The organism is Leucobacter chromiisoli (assembly GCF_016522505.1).
In the GTDB taxonomy this organism is placed as follows: domain Bacteria; phylum Actinomycetota; class Actinomycetes; order Actinomycetales; family Microbacteriaceae; genus Leucobacter; species Leucobacter chromiisoli.
Genome location: NZ_JAEHOH010000017.1, coordinates 1 through 21768, shown reverse-complemented (window position 1 = coordinate 21768; position 21768 = coordinate 1). Strand labels below are relative to the sequence as shown.

The following is a 21768-nucleotide window of genomic DNA, read 5'->3' as shown; positions in this document are numbered from 1 at the left end:
CTTCCCTGCTCGGCGATGCGATGCGGACTACTGCGACCAGGCCTCGGTGAAGGCCGACTGGAAATCGACGTACTCGGGCGACACGTCGGCGATGCTCCCGTCTCCGACGTTCTCCTCGGTGATGAGGCGCGTCGGGATCACGTAGCCGGGGCTCTCCTCGCCGAGGATCGCGCGCGCCACCTCGTCGAACGCAGCCCAGCCGATCCACGTCGGCGGCGCCATCGCCAGGGTTCCCTGCTGATCCTGCCCCGACGCGATCAACTCGAGGCTCTCCGAGATGCCGTCGTGCGCGAACACCGTGATCGGCCGACCGGCCGTGGCGACGACGGGCGCCACGAGCGGGATCGCGCTGTCCCACACGGGGACGACGTAGTCCACATCCGGCGAGGTCTGCAGAGCGGTCTGCAGCTGATTGCCGAGGTCGTTCGCGATGTTCGCGGGATCGAGGTCGATCACCTCGACCGAGCAGTCCTCGGGGCAGAGCTCCTTCGTCGCGGCCTCGAAGCCCTTGGCCGCGAGGTCCCAGACGTGCACGGGACTCGACTGGACCACCACGGATTTCGAGGTGCATCCCGAGTCGTTCAGCACCCACTGGGCCATCAGCTCGCCGTCGGCCGTGTAGTCCGCGGTGAAGTTGCCGAAGGTGCCGGGCTCGACCGGTTCGGTCGGATCGCCGTTCAGCGTGCTGAGGACCTGGACACCGGCGGCCTCCGCCGCCTTCAGATCCTCGGCCACCACCGAGGGCTGGATCGCCATCAGGATGATGCCGTCCGCTCCCTGGGCGACCGCCTGGTTGATCCCCTCGCTGTAGCGGCTCGTGGAGTTCTGGCCGTCGAAGACGGTGATCTTCACTCCGGCTTCTTCGCCGGCCTCCTGGACTCCCGACGCCATCTCCGTCGAGAACTGGTTGTGGCTGTTGGTGATGTACCAGATGCTCTTCCCGCTGAGCGCGGCGAGATCGAGCGGAGCGCTCGGCGCGACGAGCGGGCTCGGGGCGAGCCCCTCCTCGACCGCGCTCGCCACCGCCGCGATGCACTCCTCGCTTCCGCCGGCGGACGCCTCGCCGCTCTCCGCATCGGCCGCGCCGCCCGCGCAGCCGCTGAGCGCCAGGACGATCGCCGCCGTTCCCGCGCATGCGCCGAGCAGACGCCTTCGATCATTCAGAACCATCATCGCTCCCTACCTCCGACTCCCTCGTCCGAAACCCTGCGCCTCTCGGGCCGCATTCCCTTGAGTGAACCCCGACCGCGCGGCGGAGGGAATGCAGAGGCCCAAAAATCAGCCGAAGGTATGACGCGCATCTCATCCCATCGGGTCGCCGAAGGGCGGATGTGCGGCAGATGGAATCGATCGACGATGGTTGCGAGCCCGCACCGCCGCGGCACGGCGACTGCCGGGCTCGTCGCAAGAGCCGGGACCACGGGAATCGGCACAGTACGAGACGGAAGCGAGGACCATACATGGCATACCGGGTTTCTGTGGATACGGGCGGTACCTTCACCGACGTCGTCGTCGCCGACGACCACGGCGCCCTCCACATCGGGAAAGCACTCACCACCTATCGCCGCGCCTACGAGGGGATCGAGCAGGCGCTCACCCAGATCGCGGCGGAGCTGGATCTGGGCGTCGGGGAATTGCTTGCGCAGTCGTCGCACTTCGCCTACGGAACGACGCGCTCCACCAACGCGATCGTCGAGGGCAAGACGGCGCGCACCGCGTTCTTCACGACCGAGGGCTTCCCCGACACGCTGCTGCTGCGCGAGGGCGGGCGGCTCGGAGGCGCCTTCTCGCCGCGCGAGTTCACCCCGCCGTACGTACCGAGATACCTCACCTTCGAGATCGCCGGCCGCATCGACAGCGACGGCGACGTCTTCGCCGCGCTCGACGAGCGCAGCGCGATCGAGGCGATCGCCGCGGCGAAGGAGCAGGGCGTCGAGTCGATCGGGGTGAGCCTCCTGTGGTCCACGGTCAACCCGTCGCACGAGCTGCGGGTCGCCGAGCTCATCGAGGAGCACTTCCCCGAGGCCACGTACACCCTCAGCCACCAGCTGAACCCCATCGTGCGCGAGTACCGGCGCGCGTCGTCGACGGTGATCGACGCGTCGCTCAAGCCGCTCATGCAGCGATTCCTCGGCGAGCTGGCCTCGGATCTCCAGGAGGCGGGGTTCGCCGGGAAGCTGCTGCTCTCGACGAGCTTCGGCGGATCGTGGCCGCTGGCCCGCATGATCGAGCGTCCGATCTACAGCGTCGGATCGGGGCCCTCAATGGCTCCCATCGCGGCGTTCGAGGCCGGGAGAACGTCCCTCGGAGACGAGCGCCCCGACCTCATCGTCTGCGACACGGGCGGCACGACGTTCGACGTCGGCCTGGTCAGCGCGGGGGAGATCCACTACAGCGTCGACACCTGGCTCGGAGAGAAGTGGACCGGCCACATCACCGGCACCAAGTCGGTGGACGTCCGGTCGATCGGGGCGGGCGGGGGATCGATCGTCTCGGTGGACGACGGCGGGCTCGTGCACGTCGGACCGGAGAGCGCCGGAGCCGATCCCGGGCCGGCGTGCTACGGGCGCGGCGGAACGCTGCCGACCGTCACCGACGCGGCGCTGATCCTCGGCTACTTCGACCCGGAGGGGTTCATCGGCGGCAAGCTCGCGCTCGATCTCGATGCTGCGCGCAGCGCGATGGCCCCCGTGGCCGATCGCCTGGGCATCTCGATCGAGCAGGCCGCCAAGGGCGCGCTCGTCATCGCGACGCAGAACATCGTCTCCGCGATCCGCGAGATGACCATCTCGCAGGGCCTCGATCCCCGGGATCTCACGATCGTCGCCGGGGGCGGGGCGAGCGGCGTGAACGCCGTGCAGATCGCCCGCGAGCTCGGCGTGGGCCGGGTCGTCCTCCCGCGCACGGCGGGCGCGCTGTCGGCGGCGGGTGCACTGAACGCCGACGTCATCAGCGACTTCGCTGCGAGCTGCTTCACCCAGGCGTCGGCCTTCGACTACGCGGGCGTCCGCGAGGCGCTCGCCGACCTCGACGCGCAGGGCGACGCCTTCGTCGCCGAGACCGCGACCCTCGACCCCCTCGCGGTGCGCAGGCAGTACTCGGTCGACGCCCGCTATCCGGGTCAGGTCTGGGAGCTCGAGGTGGCGGTCGAGGGCGACGGCGTCGGCGATGAGGCCGCGCTCCAGCGGCTGGAGCAGGCGTTCCACGCGGAGCACCTGCGGGTGTTCCAGGTGAACGATCCGTCGCAGCGGCCGGAGTTCCTGGTGTGGAAGCAGCGCGTGACCGCGGTGCTCGACCACCCGAGGGAACCGGTGCTCGAGAGCGGAACCGCGGGGGCCTCGCCCGTGCGCACGAGGACCGTCGGTTTCGCGCTGGAGGAGGTCGAGGAGACGCCCATCTACCGCGGCGACGACCTGGTACCGGGGACGGAGCTGTCCGGTCCGGGGATCATCCTCGAGCCCACGACGACCCTCGTGCTCGATCCCGGCGCGGAGCTCGTCGTGGCCCGCAGCGGGGACTACATCATCTCAGTTGGAGTGAACGCGACCGCGAGCGAACTCGTCGGCGCTAAGGAGGCACAGCGATGAGCACCGATCCGATCCTGATGGCCGTCATCTCGAACCGGCTGGACAGCATCGTCCGCGAAATGGAGAACACGCTGCTGCGAACCGGCCGCAGCGGGGTTCTCAACATGGCGAGGGACTTTTCCTGCGCCATCACCACGGGCCAGAACGAACTGCTCTCCTCCGCCGAGGGGCTGCCGTGCCACATCTTCGGCGCGCATCTGATGACGGAGGCCATGACATCACTGCACCCGGATCTCGCCGACGGCGACGCGTTCCTGCACAACGACCCCTATCGGGGGAACTCCCACGCCGCCGACCACACGATCCTGGTCCCCGTCCTCTTCGAGGGCGAGCACATGTTCACGGCGCTCGCGAAGGCGCACCAGGCCGACATCGGCAACTCCGAGCCCACCACCTACATGCCCTTCGCGAAGGACGTCTATCAGGAGGGCGCCCTCATCTTCCCCTGCGTGCGCATCCAGCAGGAACGCCGGGACGTCGACGACATCATCCGCATGTGCCGCTCGCGCATCCGTGTGCCCGACCAGTGGTACGGCGACTACCTCGCGATGGTGGGAGCCGCACGGGTCGCCGAGGCCCGGTTGAAGGAGCTGTGCGAGCGCTACGGCCGCGATCTCGTGAAGGGGTTCATCCGGGACTGGCTCGACTACTCCGAGCAGCGGATGATCCAGGCGATCGCGGAGCTGCCGAGCGGATCCGCCGTCGGAGTGGGACACCACGACCCCGTGGAGGGCATCCTTCCGGACGGCATCGAGATCACCGTGAAGGTCGACGTGGAGGCCTCGGAGGGCCGGATCGCGGTCGATCTGACCGAGAACATCGACTGCATTCCCGCGGGTGTGAACGAGTCGGAAGCGTGCACGGTCAGCAACGTCATGGCCGGTGTCTTCAACTCGCTGCGTCCCGGTGTCCCGGCGAACTCGGGCGCGTTCCGACGCATCGACCTGCGGCTCCGGGAGAACTGCATCGTCGGGAGGCCCCGCTTCCCCCACTCGACGTCCGTGGCGACCACGAACGTCGGCGACCGGCTGACCGTCACGACGCAGAAGGCCATTGCGGACGCCTGGGCCGGTTTCGGCGCCGCCGAGGGGGCGACGGGGCTCGGACCCGGCTTCGCGGTCGTATCGGGAACGGATCGCAGGCTCGACGGCGAACCGTACGTGAACCAGGTCTTCCTCGGGTCTCAGGGCGGTCCCGCTCACGCCGACATCGACGGCTGGGTCACCTACGGCCTCGCGGTGGCCGCCGGTCTGATGTTCCGCGACAGCATCGAGCTCGCCGAGCTCAAGTACCCGTTCCGCGTGAGCGAGCTGCGCATCCGCGCGGACTCGGAGGGGGCGGGGCGCCGTCGAGGCGCACCGGGGGCCTCGGTGCGCTTCGGCCCGAAGTGGGATCCGATGGAGGCCGCCTATGTCACCGACTGCGTGGTGTTCCCGCCGCGAGGCACGCAGGGCGGGGGCGACGCGGCCGGGAGCGTGGCCTACATGCGCGACCGGGACGGGGCCGACCACGACATCCCGCCCCTGGGGTCGTTGCTGCTGCAGCCGGGCGAGGAGATCGGCCAGCACTCGACCGGCGGCGGCGGATACGGCGCGCCGCTGGAGCGCGAGCCGGAGCGCGTGCTCGCCGACGTGCTCGCCGGGTTCGTCTCGTTCGAGCGCGCCCGCGACGTCTACGGAGTCGTCTTCGACGGGGACGGCGCCCGGGCGGATCTGCGGGTCGACGCCGACGCGACCGCCCGACTGCGCTCCGGGCGAGGCGACGGATAACGATCGAGAAGTTCCCCGGGGGTGCGCACCCCCGGGGAACTACTATGTATGAGGTGGAACGGGTGTTCAACGACGACAATCTCGATCTCGCGCGTTCGGTGCTGAATCAGCTCGCGACGCCCGTCGCCGTCTTCGCGTGGGCCGCTGACGAGCCTGAACCGCTGCGGTTCCTCGCCGGCAACCGCGGCTTCTCCGAGCTGTTCTCCCGGCAGGAGCCGGAGATCGACCGGGCCATCTCGCGGCTCTCGGAGGGCATGGCCAGGGTGATCCGGGGCATGGGTCCCGACGACGACACCGTGCACACCGTCGTCGTGCCAGACGAGACCGGGACCGGGCACCTCAGGATCATGCTGCAGTTCGCGGGCTGCGCCCCCGACCATCCGGCACGGGTGATCGCGGAGTTCCAGCGGCTGAGCGACCACGAGAACGACACCCAGAACCTCCGCTCGCGCGTCAGGCAGCTCCAGGACCTCGCCGACAACTCGACCGCGCTGATGTACGTGAAGAACCCGGCGGGGCAGTACACCATCGTCAACCACTACTTCGCCCGGCAGTTCGGTCGAACACCGGAGGAGATCCTCGGGAAGACGGACCACGACCTCTTCGACACGACGAGCGCGGACGTCTACCAGGAGAACGATCGCCGGGTGCTCGAGAGCGAGCGCGCGGAGGAGGTCGAGGAGCCGTTCTCCCAGATCGGAGGCCTCACCGACCCCGACGAGGATCGGCGCTGGCTCTCGATCAAGTTCCCGCTCCTCGACGACTCGGGGGTGCCCTACGCCCTCGGGGCGATCTCGACCGACATCACGGCGCGGAAGCGGGCGGAGTCAGCTGCGCGTCAGGCGATGCACGAGGCCGAACGCGCGAATCAGTCGAAGAGCCTGTTCCTCTCGCGCATGAGCCACGAACTCCGAACACCGCTGAACGCGGTGCTCGGGTTCGCCGAGCTGCTCCGCGACCCCGATGCCGACCTCGAGCACCAGGAGTCGGTGCACCACATCCTCGAAGCCGGGCGGCACCTGCTCACCCTCGTCAACGACGTGCTCGACATCAGCTGGATCGAGAGCGGAGCTCCGGGAATCGAGCCCGAGCTGGTGCCGGCGAGCGTTCCGATCCATCAGGCGCTCGAGATCGTCCGTCCGCTCGCGAAGCAGCACGGGATCGAGATCGCGAGCGATCTGCACGGGGCGGTGGGCGTGGACATCCGGGTCGATCCCCACCGGCTGCGGCAGGTCTTCTTCAACGTCCTCGGCAATGCCATCAAGTTCAACCGACCCAGCGGCGCGATCCACGTCGGGACGAAGATCCAGGGGTCCGCGCTCCGGTACCTCGTCACCGACACGGGCAACGGCATCGGCCCCGAGGAGATCGGCCGGCTCTTCTCCCCGTTCGAGCGGCTGAGCAACGCGGACGGCATCGAGGGCTCCGGCCTCGGCCTCGCGCTCAGCCGCGGCCTGATCGATGAGATGGGCGGCCGGCTGGGGGTGCTCCACACCGCTCCGGGGGAGGGGACCACCTTCTACATCGACATCCCGATCGCTGAGGCGGGCGGCGAGGCCGGCCTGCTCAGCGCCGTCGAGCTGCCGGATCCCGCCTCCGCGGAGGTGCTGGTGGAGGCGACGGTGGTGCAGATCGAGGACACCGTGGTGAACCAGCTCCTGCTGCAGCGGGTGCTGGGCCGCATGGGAGTCGGCCGCCTCCGGAGCGCGAGCAGCGGAGCCGAGGGCATCGCCCTCGTCCGGTCGCTCCTCCCCGACGTGGTGCTGCTCGATCTCAACCTGAAGGACATCTCGGGGGTCGAGGTGCTCGCACAGCTGCAGCGGGACGAGGCGCTCAGCGATATCCCGGTGGTGATCCTCTCGGCGGATGCCACTCCCGCCCGGATCTCCGAGCTGCAGTCCCGAGGCGCCTTCGCCTACCTGACCAAGCCGTTCGACCCGGGGACGCTCCAGGCCATCCTCGTCAGCGCCGTGCAGGTGCGATCATGAGACGGCATCGTGTGGTCGTCGCGGACGACCATCCGGTCTACCGCGACGGTCTGGTCCGCCACTGGGCCGATTCCGATCGGATCGAGGTCGTCGGTTCGAGCGGAGACGGGGTGCAGGCGCTCGAGCTGATCCTCCGAGAGCGTCCGGACGTCGCCGTGCTCGACCTCCGCCTCCCCGGCATGGACGGCCTGTCGGTGCTCGGGCAGCTGCGGGACCGGGGCAGCCGGACGCGCGTGCTGATCCTCACCGCGTATGTGGACAGCTCCACGGTGTTCCGCGCGTTCTCGCTCGGAGCTCGGGGGTTCATGGAGAAGGTCGCGTCCTTCGAGGAGATCGCGGACGCCGTGACCATCATCGCCGAGGGGCGCACGGTCATGGCCTCGGTGGCGCAGGACATCATCGCCGACGAGCTGCGCGAGCGTGAGGGCCGGGAAGCGCGGCCGTCGCTCACGACTCGCGAGATCGAGATCCTCCGGCTCGCGGCGGAGGGCAACTCCTCGCAGCAGATCGCGGTCGGCCTGCACATCTCGATCGCCACGGTCAAGACGCATCTGCAGCACATCTACGAGAAGCTCGGGGTGGGGGATCGCGCCGCGGCGGTCGCGCAGGCGCTGCGCAGCGGCATCCTGTCCTGAGCGCGGCCGGCGATCCTGCGTCGGAAGCCCGTCAGGGGCGCCCGCTGGGCAAGCCCGCCACCCGTCGCGAGCTCCCAGCCCGTCGCGGTCCGGCCCCGCACCGCTCAGAACAGCGTGTTCTTGTCCTCCATACCGCGCATCGCGTCGTAGTCGAGCACGAGGCAGCGGATCCCGCGGTCCTCGGCCAGCGTGCGCGCCTGCGGCTTGATCTCCTGCGCGGCGAACACGCCCTGCACGGGCGCCAGCACGGGATCCCGGTTCATGAGCTCGAGGTATCTCGTCAACTGCTCGACGCCGTCGACGCCCCCGCGACGCTTGATCTCGATCGCGACCGAAGCGCCCCGCTCGTCCTTGGCGAGGATGTCGACCGGGCCGATCGCCGTCATGTACTCGCGGCGCACGAGGGTGTGCCCCTCGCCCACGAGCTCGATCTGCTCGGCGAGCAGCTCCTGCAGGTGCGCCTCGACGCCGTCCTTGATGAGGCCCGGGTCGATGCCCAGCTCGTGCGAGGTGTCGTGCAGGATCTCGAACAGCGACACGACGAGCTTGTCGGCGGTCTTCGCGTGCGTCACCTGCCACGCCTCGACGATGCCGGCCTCCCGCTGCTCCTCGCTCAGCTCCACGGCCGAGAGGGCGCAGGGCGGGCTCATCCAGTTCAGCGGCTTGTAGGAGCCGCCGTCGGAGTGCACCAGGATGCTGCCGTCGTTCTTCAGCATCAGCACGCGCCGCGCGCGGGGCAGGTGGGCCGAGAGACGGCCGGCATAGTCAACAGAGCAGTCGGCTACCACGATTCGCACCGTGACAGCCTACCGGGTGCCGACGGTCAGCGCGCCGACCGCTCCGGCTCCCGCGCCGCGCCCGCGAGGAGCGCGCTGAGGAGGGCGACCGCCGCGAGCACCCAGAACGAGGTGAGCAGGCCGATGTGCTCGCCGAGGAACCCGAAGGCCATGGGCCCGAGGAGCAGCGCCGTGTAGGCGATGGAGGCCACGGCGGCGACGTCGCGCACGGCCGTCGCCGGCTTGTCGGCGGCCGCCGAGATGGCCACCGGGAAACCGAGCGCGCAGCCGATGCCCCAGCACAGGGTTCCCGCCACGATGCCCCAGGTGACGGGTGCGAGGATCACGATGACGACGCCGATCCCGCAGAGCACGGCGCCGCCGCGCAGCACGGCCACGCGCCCGAAGCGGCTCAGGATCGGCGATCCGGCGAGGCGGGTGAGCGTCATCGCCACGAAGAAGGTGCCGAGGATCAGCGCGCCGACCTCGTTGGCGACGCCCCGCCCGTCGGCGAGCGCGAGGGGGAGCCAGTCGGCCGAGGTCCCCTCGGCGAGGCTCATGCTCATCGCGATGAGACCGATGAGCAGGATCCGCGGGTCGCGCCACGGGCTGCGCGCCGGCTGCCGAGCGGCTCCTCCGCCGGCCGCCGCATCCTCGGCACCCGCCGACGATCCCGCGACGACCGGGATCGCCCCGGTGATGGTCGGGACCGACCCCGTGACGACGGGGACCGACCCCGTGACGGTCGGGATCGGGCCCGTCTTCGTGGAGTGAGCGGCGGGGCCCGGCTCGTCGGGGCGCTCGTCCGGAGCCTGTTCCTCGCGCGGCACGAGACGCAGCGAGAGCAGCCCAGCCACTGCGATCGCGCCGAACACGATCGCGAGGTGCGCGGGCACGGGCAGGCCGAGCGACTCCGCCGCCGCGCCCGCGCCCATCGCGCTGACGCTGCCGAGGCTGAAGCCCGCGTGCAGCATCGGCATCCGGGGTCGCCCGAGCGCCCGCTCGGCGGAGGCGCCGCTGACGTTCATCGCGACGTCGGAGGTGCTGAACACGAAGCCGAAGCAGAAGAGCACGGCGAGGCCGGGCACGAGCAGGCCTCCCCAGATGAGCAGGGCGGCCGAGGGCATCGCGAGAGCCTGCACGACGATGCCGGCGGCGAGCGTTCGGCGCGGCCCGAGCCGGGAGACGGTGCGGCCCGAGAAGAGCAGACCCGTCACCGATCCGAGCGCCAGGCAGAGGCCGTAGACGCTCATCTCGAGGGTCGTCGCGCCCAGGTGGTCGCGAATGGCGGGCAGGCGCGAGAGCCAGCTGCCGAAGCCGAAACCGAGCAGCGCGAAGACGGTCAGGATCGCGAAGACCCAGCGGCGCACGCGGCGCTCCTCTGCGTGGGTGCGGTCGGTCACGGCTCTCCAATATCGGCGGGTCGAGTCGGCCGCGGCCGACGTCTCAGCCTATCAACGGGCCTGCCGTGGGGCGTCCGGCCTCACGCGCCGAGGACCACCCAGCGATCGCCGCGGGCGCGGATCCCGAGCGTCACGGCCCGCGCCAGCATGAACGCGATCGCGAACGCCGCCGTGAGCGCCACGAGCGCCAGCGTGCGGCCCGCCCCCTCGGAGCCCGCGCCGGGCCCGGGGGTCGCCGCGGTGATCGCCCACAGCACCGGCAGATAGACGGCGAGGTTCACGAGGCTCGTCCACGCGAGGTATCGGGCGTCGCCCGCTCCCATCAGCACTCCGTCGAGCACGAAGACGAACCCGCCGAGCGGCAGGGAGATCCCGAGCACCACGAGCGCCGGGGGCAGGATCGCCAGGACCGCCTCGTCCCCCGTGAACACCCGCCCGAGCACCGGGCTCGCCGTGACGAGCAGCAGCCCGATGCCGCCCCCGCACACCAGCCCCCAGAACACCGTGCGGCGCAGCACGAAGCGGGCCCGGTCGGCGTCGCGCGCGCCGAGGGCGTCGCCCACGAGCGCCTGCGCCGCGATCGCGAGCGCGTCGAGGGCGAAGGCCGCCGTCGAGAAGATCGTGAACACCACCTGGTAGCCGGCCGTCGCGACGGTGCCGTGGCTCGCGGCCGCCGCCACCGTGAGCAGCAGCGCCGCACGCAGGCCCGCCGTGCGGATGAACAGCCACCACCCGCTGCGGCCCGCCTGCGCGAGGCCGTCGCGATGCGGCAGGAACCCGGCCCCCACCCGTGCGGCGTGACGCCGCACGACGAGGAGGTAGACGAGCACCATGCCCCACTGCGCGATGACGGTGCCCCAGGCGCTGCCCGCGATCCCGAGCCCCAGGCCGTAGATGAGCAGCCAGTTGAGGAGCGCGTTCGCCGCGAAGCCGACTCCGGCGACCGCGAGGGGCGTGCGGGTGTCTTGCAGGCCGCGCAGCAGACCCGTGGCGGCGAAGACGACGAGCATGGCGGGCAGTCCGAGGCAGGAGATGGAGAGATAGGTGCGGGCGGCCTCCGCGGCCGCCGGGTCGACGCCGAAGAGGGCCACCGCGGGGAGGTGCCCCGCCCACAGCGCCAGGGCGAGCAGGATCCCGATCCCGAGCGCCAGCCAGAGGCCGTCGATGCCCGCCTGCACCGCGCCGCGCATCTGCCCGGCCCCGCGCCTGCGCGCCACGAGCGGCGTGGTCGAGTAAGCGAGGAAGACCATGAGGCCGACCGCGGTCTGCAGGATCGCGCTGGCGATCGCGAGGCCCGCGAGCGGTCCGGCGCCCAGGTGGCCGACCATCGCCGAGTCGACGACCAGGAACAGCGGCTCCGCGACGAGCGCCCCGAGCGCCGGGATCGCGAGGTGCGCGACCCTGCGGTCGATGTCGCGGCGGGCCGCGCGTCGCGTCGCCCGCTGCACTGCGTTCTGATCGGTCTGCGGCGCGGCGGGCTGGCCAGCGCGTTGCGCCGCTGCGTGCTGATCGGGGCTGGAATCCGGCATGCCGACCACGTTAGCGGTGGCCTCCGACGCTCGTGGTCCTCGGCGGGTGCGATGCACGCAGACCGACGACTCACGGGTGAAGTTCGGAGTGAGATGCCTGTTGCGCACCGAGCGTGCTCAATGTGCTCGCCCAGGCCGAGGAGGCGTAGCCCGGCAGGCCAAGTCGGGGGCGCTTCCGTGCGCTTCGCCGCGCTTTGCCGTGCCGAAGCGACCCCGAATGTGCCGATGCGGCCCCGCAGAACCATGTCGGAAGCCGCCGATAGGGTGGTCGCATGAGCAACGCAGCACCCGTTTCGGGTATCGACACCGCAGAACTCGACCCGGCGATCCGCCCGCAGGACGATCTGTTCCGCCACGTCAACGGCAGGTGGATCGAGCGCACCGAGATCCCCGCCGACAAGGCCCGCTACGGATCCTTCGCCGTGCTCGCCGAGAACGCGGAGGAGGCGGTGCGCGACATCATCATGAGCACCGAGGCCCCCGCCGCCGGCCTCATCGAGGGCGGGGCCGACGCCGAGGCCGACAAGGTGGCGGCGCTCTACGCGAGCTTCATGGACGTCGAGTGCGTGGACGCCCTCGGCGCTCAGCCCGTCGCGGCCGACATCGAGCGGGCGCTCGCCGTCGGCTCGGTGCCCGAGCTGGTGGCGCTGGTCGCGGAGCTCGAGCGTCAGGGCCTCGGCGGCTTCTTCGGCATGGGCGTCGACAACGACCCCGGCGACCCCTCCCGCTACATCGTCTTCGTCATGCAGGGCGGCATCGGCCTGCCCGACGAGTCCTACTACCGCGAAGAGCAGTTCGCCGAGCTGCGCGAGCAGTACCGGGCCCACATCGCGCGCATGCTCGGCCTCGTCGGCATCGCCGAGGGCGAGGCCGAGCACCTCTCCGCCCTCGCCTACGACCTCGAGAGCCGCATCGCCTCGCACCACTGGGACAACGTGGCGAGCCGCGACATCCAGAAGCTCTACAACCTGCGCACGTTCACCGAGCTGCAGCAGATCACCCCGGCCCTCGACTGGAAGGCGTACCTCTCGGCGATGGGCGCCCCGGAGGCCGCCTTCGCCGAGGTCGTCGCCGGGCAGCCGGACGCGCTCGAGGGGCTCGCCTCCCTGCTCGTCGACGATGAGCTGGAGGCGTGGCGAGCCTGGCTGGTGTGGAGCATCGTCCGCGGCTCCGCCGCGCTGCTCTCCCAGCAGATCTCGCGCGCCAACTTCGACTTCTACGGCACCGCGCTCACCGGCGCCACCGAGCAGCGGGACCGCTGGCGCCGCGGCGTCTCCTTCGTCGAGGGCGCGATGGGGGAGGCCGTCGGCCGCCTCTACGTCGAGCGGCACTTCGACGAGACCGCGAAGACCGAGATGGACGGCCTGGTCGAGCACCTCATCGAGGCGTACCGCGAGTCGATCGAGCGCCTCGACTGGATGGGGGAGGAGACGAAGCGCCGCGCCCTCGAGAAGCTCGATCGCTTCACCCCCAAGATCGGCTACCCCGTGAAGTGGCGCGACTACTCGGCGCTCGCCGTCGACGCGGGCGATCTCGTCGGCAACTCGCGCCGCGTCGCCGAAGTCGAGTTCGGGCGCGAGCTCGGCAAGGTGGGCAAGCCCATCGACCGCGACGAGTGGTTCATGACCCCGCAGACCGTGAACGCCTACTACAACCCCGGCTTCAACGAGATCGTCTTCCCCGCCGCGATCCTGCAGCCCCCGTTCTTCGACAAGCGCGCAGACGCCGCCGCGAACTTCGGGGCGATCGGCGCGGTCATCGGGCACGAGATCGGCCACGGCTTCGACGATCAGGGGTCGCGCTACGACGGCGAGGGCAGGCTCACCGACTGGTGGACCGAGGCCGACCGCGCGGCCTTCGAGCAGCGCACGAAGGCGCTCATCGGCCAGTACAACGCGCTCTCGCCCGAGGGCGCCGACGGCCAGACGGTCAACGGCGAGCTCACGATCGGCGAGAACATCGGCGACCTCTCCGGCCTCGAGATCGCCTGGAAGGCGTACCTGCGCTCGCTCGGCGGCGCGGAGTCGCCCGTCATCGACGGGCTCACCGGCGCCGAGCGGTTCTTCCTCTCCTGGGCCCAGGCCTGGCAGCAGAAGTCGCGGCCCGCCGAGGTGGTGCGGCTGCTGACCATCGACCCGCACTCGCCGAACGAGTTCCGCTGCAACCAGATCGTGCGCAACCTCGCGGCGTTCCACGAGGCCTACGGCACGAAGCCGGGAGACGAGCTGTGGCTCGATCCCGAGCAGCGCGTCAGCATCTGGTAGTCGTCCCGGTGCGGTCGGCGCCGCCTGAGCGTTCGGTGCGGTCGGCGCACCGCGCCGTTCCGAGCGTCGGGAATAGCGGCCCCGGGCCCGCGGTTGCAGCCCGTGCCGCACGCTTTCGATTTCAGAATGTGTAACATTCACGATCTTTGCAAGCGGCGCGGAGGAGAATGGAGCATCATGACGGCAGATTCACGGGCGACCGAAGCCCCTCCCCAGCTGGATGAGATGGCCGAGGCCGCGCACGAGGCGTGGCACCGCGCGCGCGAGGCCGAGGTGGCTTCGGCGACCGGCAACCTGAGCCTGACGCTCACGAGATGGTTCCCCGCCGGCACCCCGGAGGACGCAGCGCGGGCCGCGGTCGAGGCCGAGCTCGCCGAGCGGCGCGAGGATGCCGAGCGGCACGGTCGTCCGGCCGACAGCGTCGTCGTCACGGCGCTCGAGCGGAAGAACATCGACACGGGCGAGCCCGAGCGGGGGCTGCGCGTCTGGGACGCGCACTCGCCGGCCATCGAGGCCTTCGAGGGGATCGACGCGTTCCCCTACGACCCGGAGTGGGTCATCGAGGCGGAGTTCGTGCCCGCGGGCGCCGGGCGCACCCTCGCGTTCGAGCACATCAGGGACGCGGGGGCCACCCGCGAACTCGTGGCGCCCGGAGACATCGTCTTCGAGCGCGACGGGCGGCGCTTCGAGCTGTCGGCCTACGACAGCAGCGGTCGGCTGCTGCTCGTCTTCGGCGATCTCACCAACGGCGACGGCGAGGAGGGGAGCTACGCCCCCGGTCGCTTCCTCGCGGTGGATCGGGATCCCGCGCTCTTCGGCGAGGGCGGCCCCGTCACGCTCGACTTCAACCGCGCCTTCGTGCCGCCATGCGGCTTCTCGGCGCAGTACAACTGCCCCATGCCGCCGCCGCAGAACCGCCTGCCCTGGGCGGTCCGCGCCGGCGAGAGGCAGCCCCGCTTCCGCGACGGCTTCGACCTCTACGCGCTCTGACACGCTCCACGCGGTGCCACGCCCCGCACCACGCGCCGAGCGTCACGCGACGCCAAGCTCCACGCCCCCGCCCCGCCGAGACCCGAAGGAACAGCAGAACACACCATGAAGAAGAGAACCCTCTGGGCCGCGAGCGCCGTCGTCGCGGCGGCGCTCGCGCTGACCTCCTGCGCCTCCTCGGGCGGGGCCGGCACCGGCGACGGGGGCCCCGACGCGACGATCTCGATCGGCTCGCTCTACGAGCCCGTGAACCTCAGCAACATCGCGGGCGGCGGCCAGGGCGTCACCGAGGCGTTGACCGGCAACGTCTACGAGGGCCTGTTCCGCCTCGATGACGACGGCGAGGTCGAGCCGGTGCTCGCGGCCGAGCACGAGGTGAGCGACGACGGGCTGACCTACACCTTCACGCTGCGCGACGGCGTGACCTTCCACTCGGGCAAGGAGCTCACCTCGGCCGACGTCAAGGCGAGCATCGAGGCGGTCATCGGCCCCGACTCGCAGTCGGCCCGCAAGTCGAGCCTCGAGGTCATCGATCGGGTCGAGGCCCCCGACGAGCGCACGGTGGTCGTCACCCTGCAGCAGCGGTCGATCTCGTTCGTCTACCTGCTCTCCTACGTCTGGATCGTGAACGCCGACGCCACCGACCTCGAGACGACGGCAGACGGCACCGGCCCGTACACGTTCGGCGAGTGGAAGCGCGGCAGCACGCTCACGCTCGAGCGCTGGGACGACTACTGGGGCGAGCCCGCGAAGAACGGCGGCATCGTCTTCACCTACTTCACCGACGCCAACGCCGAGGCGACGGCCCTGCAGAGCGGGCGCGTCGACCTCATCACGAGCGCCCAGAACCCCGACTCGCTGCCGCAGTTCGAGGACAGCGGCGAGTTCACCATCAACGACGGCCAGTCGACGACCAAGGAGCTGCTCGCCTTCAACGACCGCGTCGAGCCCTTCGACGATCCCCGCGTGCGCCAGGCGATCTACTCGGCGATCGATCGCGAGAAGCTGCTGAACGCCATCTGGGGCGACTACGGCACGGTCATCGGCTCGATGGTGCCCCCGAGCGATCCGTGGTACGAGGATCTGAACGATCTCAACCCCTACGACCCCGACCGCTCCGAGCAGCTGCTCGAGGAGGCCGGGCTCCCCGACGGGTTCTCGTTCACGCTCGACACCCCGAGCTACGACCCCCACCCCGCGGTCGCGGAGTTCCTGCAGTCCGAGCTCGGCAAGATCGGCGTGGACGTGCAGATCAACACCATCAGCGCCGACGAGTGGTACACGAAGGTGTTCCAGGAGCACGACTTCGAGGCGACGCTGCAGGAGCACGTGAACGACCGCGACGTCGTCTGGTACGGCAACCCCGACTTCTACTGGGGCTACGACAACCCGCAGGTGTCCGCCTGGATCGAGCAGGCCGAGCAGGCCTCGTCCGAGGAGGAGCAGACCGAGCTGCTCAAGCAGGCGAACCGGCAGATCGCGGGCGACGCCGCGAGCGCGTGGCTGTACCTGTACCCGCAGGTGGTCGTCGCGTCGAACAGCGTGTCGGGGTACCCGGTGAACGGCCTCAACTCGCAGTTCTTCGCGTATAACATCGTCAAGGAATGACCGGGCGGGATCCCGCCGCCGCCACGGCGCGGCTCCGGGATCCCCCGCACGATCCGAGAGGCCCATGCTCCGCTACCTCGTCCGCCGCAGCGCCCTGCTCCTGGGCTCCCTCGCACTCGCGATGATCGTGATCTTCGTGCTGCTGCGCCTGCTGCCGGGCGATCCCGCGAACGCGCTGCTCTCGGTGAACGCGACGCCCGAGCAGATCGCGGCGGCGCGGGCGCAGGTCGGCTCGGATCGTCGGATCCTGGTCCAGTTCTTCGCCTGGGCCGGCGACATGCTCCGCCTCGACCTGGGCACCTCGCTGCTGAGCAGCACCGAGGTCGGCCCGGAGGTCGCCGCCCGGCTGCAGGTGACCCTCCCGCTCACCCTGCTCGCCTTCCTGATCGCGCTCGCGCTCGCCTGCGCCGCCGGCGTGACGAGCGCCCTGCGCGCGGACCGCTGGTACGGGATCCTGCTGTCGGGCTTCGCGCAGCTCGGCATCGCGGTGCCGGTGTTCTGGGTCGGCATCATCCTGGTGTGGATCTTCGGCCTGCGGCTCGGGTGGTTCCCGACGGGCGGCTTCCCCGTCGGATCCTGGGGCGATCCCGCGGGGGCCGTCTCGTCGCTCGTGCTGCCCGCCGTCGCCATCGCGATCGTGATGGGCGCGTCGCTCACGCGCTACGTGCGCTCGGCGACCCTCGACGTGCTCGGCAGCGACTACCTGCGCACCGCCCGCGCCCACGGCTCGGGCTTCGGCGAGGCGCTGTGGCGGCACGGCGTGCGCAACGGCTCGGTGCCGGTGATCGCGGTGCTCGGCATCGAGCTCTCGACGGCGCTGCTGGGCGCCGTGGTCGTCGAGAGCGTCTACGCGCTCCCCGGCCTCGGCAGCTACCTGGTCGACGGGATCGCGCGACACGACTTCGCCGCGATCCAGGGCGTGCTCGTGGTGACGACCCTGATCGTGCTGCTCGTCGGCTTCGCCGCCGACATCGTGCAGCGACTCGTGGATCCGCGGCTGCGCCGCAGCGTGGGGGTGGACCGATGAGGCGGAGGATCGGGCGCCGCAGCGTCACCCTGACCGTGGGCCTCGCGCTGACGGGGATCGTCGTGCTCGTCGCGATCGTCTCGCTCTTCTGGCTGCCCTACTCGCTCTCGGACACCTCCGGCGGGCGCCTGTCCCCGCCCGGCGCGGAGCACCTGCTCGGCACCGACCGCCTCGGCCGCGACCTGCTGAGCCAGCTGATGGTCGGCGCGCGCATCGCCCTCACCGTCGGGATCGGGTCCGTCGCCATCGCGGCCGCCATCGGGGTCACGGTCGGGCTGGTCGCGGCCTTCGCGGCGCCGTGGCTCGACGACGCCATCTCGGCGATGCTCGACGTGGCGATCGCGTTCCCCGTGCTGCTCACGGCGATGCTCATCGTCGCGCTGCAGCCGGCCTCGCTCGGCTCGGCGATCCTCGCGATCGGGCTCGCGCTCTCCGCGGTGGTCGCCCGCATCTCGCGGATCCTCGCGAAGCGGGTCGTGAACGCCCAGTACGTCACGGCCGCGCGCACGAGCGGCACGAGCACGCTCGGGATCGTGCGGCGGCACGTGATCCCGAACATCGCCCCCACCCTCGGCGTCGCGCTCGCCCTGCAGTTCGGCGCCGCCGTGCTCGCGGAGGCGAGCCTGTCGTACCTCGGACTCGGCGCTCCGCCGCCGAACGCGTCGTGGGGGCGCCTGCTGCAGGAGGCGCAGGGCACGGTCATGACCGCTCCCGTGGGGGCGATCGCCCCCGGCATCGCGCTCGTGGTGCTGGTGCTGGGCGTCAACTTCATCGCGGACGGGCTGCGCGACGCGGCCGATCCGACTCGACGGGGGAGGGGGACGCGATGACGGCCGAGGCGCTGCTCGAGGTGCGCGGGCTGGGCATCGCGGTCGCGGACGGTCGCGGTGCCGCAGAGGGGGCGGGATCGCCGCCCGCCGCCCGTGAAGCGGGATCGCCGCCCGAGCGTGCTCACCGCCCCCTCGTGCGCGATCTCTCCTTCTCCGTGGCCCCCGGCGAGCGGGTCGGCCTCATCGGCGAGTCGGGCTCCGGCAAGTCGTTGAGCTCGCTCGCGATCCAGGGCCTGCTGCCCGCGGGCCTGGAGGCGAGCGGCTCGGTGAGGCTCGCCGGCGTGGAGACGGTCGGCGCGCCCGACGCGCGGCTGCGCCCGCTGCGGGGACCGGTCGCCGGGATGGTGTTCCAGGAGCCGATGACGGCGCTCGACCCCCTCATGCGGGTCGGCAGGCAGGTCGGGGAACCGCTGCGCCGCCACCTCGGGCTGCGCGGCGCCGAGCTGGCGCGATCCGTCGCCGAGGTGCTCGCCGAGGTGCGGCTCGAGGATCCCCGGCTCGCCCGCGCCTACCCCCACGAGCTCTCGGGCGGCCAGCGGCAGCGCGTCGCGATCGCCGTCGCCATCGCCGCGCGGCCGAGGCTGCTCATCGCCGACGAGCCGACCACCGCGCTCGACGTCACCGTGCAGTCGGAGATCCTCGACCTGCTCGACCGGCTCGTCGCGGAGCGCGGCACCGGCCTGCTCTTCATCAGCCACGATCTCGCGGTCGTCTCGCGCATGACGGACCGGGTGCACGTGCTGCGCGGCGGAGCCTGCGTCGAGGAGGGGCCGGTCGACGCGATCCTGCGCGAACCGCGCGACCCCTACACGGCGCAGCTCGTCGCGCATGCGCGGGCGCTCGACGCGGCGCTCGACGGCGACGGTCCGCGCGGTCCCCGCGGCGACGGGACCGGTGCGCGCGGGTCGGACGGGGCGGTGGGCCCCCTCGCGGAGGCCGATACGGACGAGGGGGAGCGATGACGGTGCTCGAGGCGCGGGGCGTCGACTTCTCGTACGGCAGGCGACGGATCCTGGAGGGCGTCTCGCTCGAGGTCGGTGCGGGGGAGTCGGTCGGGATCGTCGGCGAATCCGGGGCGGGCAAGTCGACGCTGCTGAACCTGCTGCTCGGCCTCGAACGGCCGTCGGCGGGCGAGGTGCGCTTCGACGGGAGCCCGCTGGCGGTGCGCGATCGTGCCCTGATGCGCGGCTTCCGCGGCAGCGTGCAGGCGGTGTTCCAGGATCCCTACTCGTCGCTCGACCCGAGACAGCGCATCGGCGCGATCGTGTCCGAGCCGCTCGAGTCGCTGGGGCTCGCGCGCGGCGCGGACGCTCGCTCGCGGGTGGGCGAAGCGCTCGCGGCCGTCGGCCTCGACGGCGACGCGGCCGAGCGCTACCCGCACGAGTTCTCGGGGGGCCAGCGGCAGCGCATCGCCATCGCGCGCGCCGTCGTCGTGCGCCCCCGGGTGCTCGTCGCCGATGAACCCGTGAGCGCGCTCGACGTGAGCACGCGCACCCAGGTGATCGAGCTCGTGAACGAGCTGCGGCGCACGACCGGCCTCGCCCTCCTCATGGTCTCGCACGATCTCAGCGCCGTGGCGGCGGCCTGCGAGCGCACCGCCGTGCTCGAGCGGGGCCGGATCGTCGAGCAGGGCCCGACGGCGGCCGTGCTGGCCGAGCCGCGCGACCCCTACACGCGCCGCCTGATCTCGGCGATCCCGCGCCTCCCCGCATAGGGCGGGATCGCCCCGCGCGTCTACGCGTCAAGCGGCACGGGCTCGACGCGTCGGGCTTCAGCGCTTGGGGCCGCGGGCGACGTAGCGCCCGATCGGGTCGCCCACGACCTCGCCGTCGGCCAGCACGCGGTGGCCGCGCACGAAGGTGTCGGTCACAAGCGCGTCGAGTGTGAAGCCGTCGAAGGGCGTGTACTCCTGCGTCGACTCCGAGTCCTGCGGGCGGATCACGGTCGAGCCGGTCGGGTCCACGAGGGCGATGTCGGCGTCGTAGCCGACCGCGATGTCGCCCTTGCCCTCGAGGCCGTAGCGGCGCGCCGGGTTCCAGGCCGCGAGCTGGGCGATGCGCTGCTCGCTGAGGCCGCGTTTGAGGCCGGCGCCGACCAGGCCGGGCAGCAGGTACTCGGCTCCGCCGAAGCCCGACTTCGCCATGAACACGTCGTCCCGGTGCTCGCCCTCGCCGAACTTCATCTCGTCCTTGCAGCAGGCGTGGTCGCTGACGACCCAGTCGATGTCGCCGGCGATCAGATGCTCCCAGAGCGCCTCCACGTCTTCCGGGGACCGCAGCGGCGGGTTCACCTTGCCGCCGATGTTCGCCGCGTTCGTGTAGTCCGCGAGCAGGTGCCCGATGGTGACCTCGCGGCGGAAGTTGATGTGCGGGAAGGCCTTCGCCATCGTGAGTGCCGCCTCCAGCGCCTTCGCGGAGGTGAGGTGCAGCAGGTTGATGTTCGGCAGCGTCGTCTCGTGCGCGAGGTAGGAGGCGATCGTGATCGCGAGACCCTCGGAGTGGGGCGGGCGTGCAGCGCTGTACGCCTCGAGCCCGCTGAGCCTGCCCTCCGACTGCACGATCTGCGTGTAGGCCCGCATGATCTCGGCGGTCTCGCAGTGCAGCGACAGCGAGATCTCGTCGGCGTACTCGGGCAGCTCCTCGCGCAGCTTCTGCACACCGCGCATCACGAACTCGAAGTGGGCGATGTCGTAGTTCTCGTCCTCCGGCAGCATGAGGAACTCGCGCTGGCTCGACGACGCCCCGTGCAGGCCGAAGCCGCCGTAGAACATGTAGATCTTGAACGAGGTGACGCCGAACTCCTGGGCCAGCGCGGGCAGCTCGTCGATGTGCTGCTTCGACATGGGCGCCACGTGGAACGCGTAGTCGATGTGGGCGCGGCCCTCGCACGCGCCGAGCACCTTGGGCATGAACTCCTCGTAGGGGCCGCCCTCGTTCAGGTAGTACTGACCGGTGCGGGTGTAGTTGATGCCGGTGGTCACGCCGCCCTGCGCGGAGGCGCGCGACTCCGAGACGGCGTCCTCGCTCAGGTGGTTGTAGATGCCCCAGTGCTGGTGCGCGTCGATCGCGCCCGGGAAGGCGAGCCTGCCGTCGCCCTCGACGACCTCCGTCGCGCGATCGGCGTCGATGGAGGCGGAGATCTCGGCGATCCGGCCGTCCTTCACGGCGATGTCGCCCGTGACCGGGTCGTCGTTCGCGCTGATGACGCGGACGTTCTTGATGAGGAGATCGAACTCAGACATGTGTGCTCCTTCGAATGCTGTCTCAGTTGGTCATGGAGGGGAGGAGGCCGTCGGGGGCGCGCGCGGCCCCGGCGGGGAGGGGCGCGCCGCCCACGGGGGGGTGGGCGATGCGGGGCCGGGG

16 protein-coding genes are annotated in these 21768 nt (G+C 71.1%); 11 read left to right on the top strand and 5 right to left on the bottom strand.

The features are described from left to right. Positions 1 to 27: 27 nt before the first annotated feature. Complete coding sequence (locus JD276_RS12245; RefSeq protein WP_200115945.1) at positions 28 to 1173, bottom strand: sugar ABC transporter substrate-binding protein; 1146 nt, start codon at positions 1171 to 1173, stop codon at positions 28 to 30. 287 nt (positions 1174 to 1460) lie between these two features. Between JD276_RS12245 and JD276_RS12240 the strand changes: the two genes are divergently transcribed. Genes JD276_RS12240 through JD276_RS12225 form a run of 4 tightly spaced genes read left to right on the top strand, consistent with a single transcriptional unit; the run spans position 1461 to position 7979 of the window. Continuing rightward, complete coding sequence (locus tag JD276_RS12240; RefSeq protein WP_200115944.1) at positions 1461 to 3587, top strand: hydantoinase/oxoprolinase family protein; 2127 nt, start codon at positions 1461 to 1463, stop codon at positions 3585 to 3587. Then, the gene (locus JD276_RS12235; protein ID WP_200115943.1) at positions 3584 to 5356 is read left to right on the top strand and encodes a hydantoinase B/oxoprolinase family protein; all 1773 of its coding nucleotides are present in this window, start codon (positions 3584 to 3586) and stop codon (positions 5354 to 5356) included. Before JD276_RS12240 ends, JD276_RS12235 begins: the two co-directional genes overlap by 4 nt. A gap of 44 nt (positions 5357 to 5400) precedes the next feature. Further along, positions 5401 to 7344: a hybrid sensor histidine kinase/response regulator gene (locus JD276_RS12230; RefSeq protein ID WP_200115942.1), complete on the top strand. Its 1944-nt coding sequence runs from the start codon at positions 5401 to 5403 to the stop codon at positions 7342 to 7344. Continuing rightward, positions 7341 to 7979: a response regulator gene (locus tag JD276_RS12225; RefSeq protein ID WP_200115941.1), complete on the top strand. Its 639-nt coding sequence runs from the start codon at positions 7341 to 7343 to the stop codon at positions 7977 to 7979. Before JD276_RS12230 ends, JD276_RS12225 begins: the two co-directional genes overlap by 4 nt. 104 nt (positions 7980 to 8083) lie before the next feature. Here JD276_RS12225 and nucS read toward each other — a convergent pair whose 3' ends face one another. The 3 genes from nucS to JD276_RS12210 form a co-directional block, all read right to left on the bottom strand. Then, positions 8084 to 8776 (bottom strand): endonuclease NucS, encoded by a 693-nt coding sequence (gene nucS / locus JD276_RS12220; RefSeq protein ID WP_200115940.1) that lies wholly within the window; start codon positions 8774 to 8776, stop codon positions 8084 to 8086. A 26-nt stretch (positions 8777 to 8802) separates the two neighbouring features. Continuing rightward, complete coding sequence (locus JD276_RS16350; protein ID WP_307866559.1) at positions 8803 to 10158, bottom strand: MFS transporter; 1356 nt, start codon at positions 10156 to 10158, stop codon at positions 8803 to 8805. An 80-nt stretch (positions 10159 to 10238) separates the two neighbouring features. Continuing rightward, complete coding sequence (locus JD276_RS12210) at positions 10239 to 11687, bottom strand: MATE family efflux transporter (RefSeq protein ID WP_200115939.1); 1449 nt, start codon at positions 11685 to 11687, stop codon at positions 10239 to 10241. A gap of 272 nt (positions 11688 to 11959) precedes the next feature. Here JD276_RS12210 and JD276_RS12205 point away from each other — a divergent pair, with 272 nt between their 5' ends. The 7 genes from JD276_RS12205 to JD276_RS12175 all read left to right on the top strand — a co-directional run bounded on the left by JD276_RS12205 (position 11960) and on the right by JD276_RS12175 (position 20120). Continuing rightward, complete coding sequence (locus tag JD276_RS12205; protein ID WP_200115938.1) at positions 11960 to 13951, top strand: M13 family metallopeptidase; 1992 nt, start codon at positions 11960 to 11962, stop codon at positions 13949 to 13951. Positions 13952 to 14128: 177 nt separating this feature from the next. Beyond that, complete coding sequence (locus JD276_RS12200; RefSeq protein WP_200115937.1) at positions 14129 to 14941, top strand: DUF1684 domain-containing protein; 813 nt, start codon at positions 14129 to 14131, stop codon at positions 14939 to 14941. 105 nt (positions 14942 to 15046) lie between these two features. After that, positions 15047 to 16549 carry an ABC transporter substrate-binding protein gene (locus JD276_RS12195; protein WP_200115936.1) on the top strand — a complete coding sequence of 501 codons (1503 nt, stop codon included), beginning with the start codon at positions 15047 to 15049 and terminating at the stop codon, positions 16547 to 16549. Positions 16550 to 16613: 64 nt separating this feature from the next. Beyond that, complete coding sequence (locus tag JD276_RS12190; protein WP_200115935.1) at positions 16614 to 17576, top strand: ABC transporter permease; 963 nt, start codon at positions 16614 to 16616, stop codon at positions 17574 to 17576. Beyond that, positions 17573 to 18406 (top strand): ABC transporter permease, encoded by an 834-nt coding sequence (locus JD276_RS12185; protein WP_200115934.1) that lies wholly within the window; start codon positions 17573 to 17575, stop codon positions 18404 to 18406. The genes JD276_RS12190 and JD276_RS12185 overlap by 4 nt, the downstream gene beginning before the upstream one ends. Further along, the gene (locus JD276_RS12180; RefSeq protein ID WP_200115933.1) at positions 18403 to 19368 is read left to right on the top strand and encodes an ATP-binding cassette domain-containing protein; all 966 of its coding nucleotides are present in this window, start codon (positions 18403 to 18405) and stop codon (positions 19366 to 19368) included. Before JD276_RS12185 ends, JD276_RS12180 begins: the two co-directional genes overlap by 4 nt. Continuing rightward, positions 19365 to 20120, top strand: a complete 756-nt coding sequence (locus JD276_RS12175; protein ID WP_200115932.1) for an ABC transporter ATP-binding protein — start codon at positions 19365 to 19367, stop codon at positions 20118 to 20120. The genes JD276_RS12180 and JD276_RS12175 overlap by 4 nt, the downstream gene beginning before the upstream one ends. 57 nt (positions 20121 to 20177) lie before the next feature. On the opposite strand, the gene JD276_RS12170 is transcribed toward JD276_RS12175, so the two are convergent. Continuing rightward, positions 20178 to 21647, bottom strand: coding sequence for a dihydroorotase (locus JD276_RS12170; protein WP_200115931.1), 1470 nt, complete (start codon positions 21645 to 21647; stop codon positions 20178 to 20180). Positions 21648 to 21768: the final 121 nt, after the last annotated feature.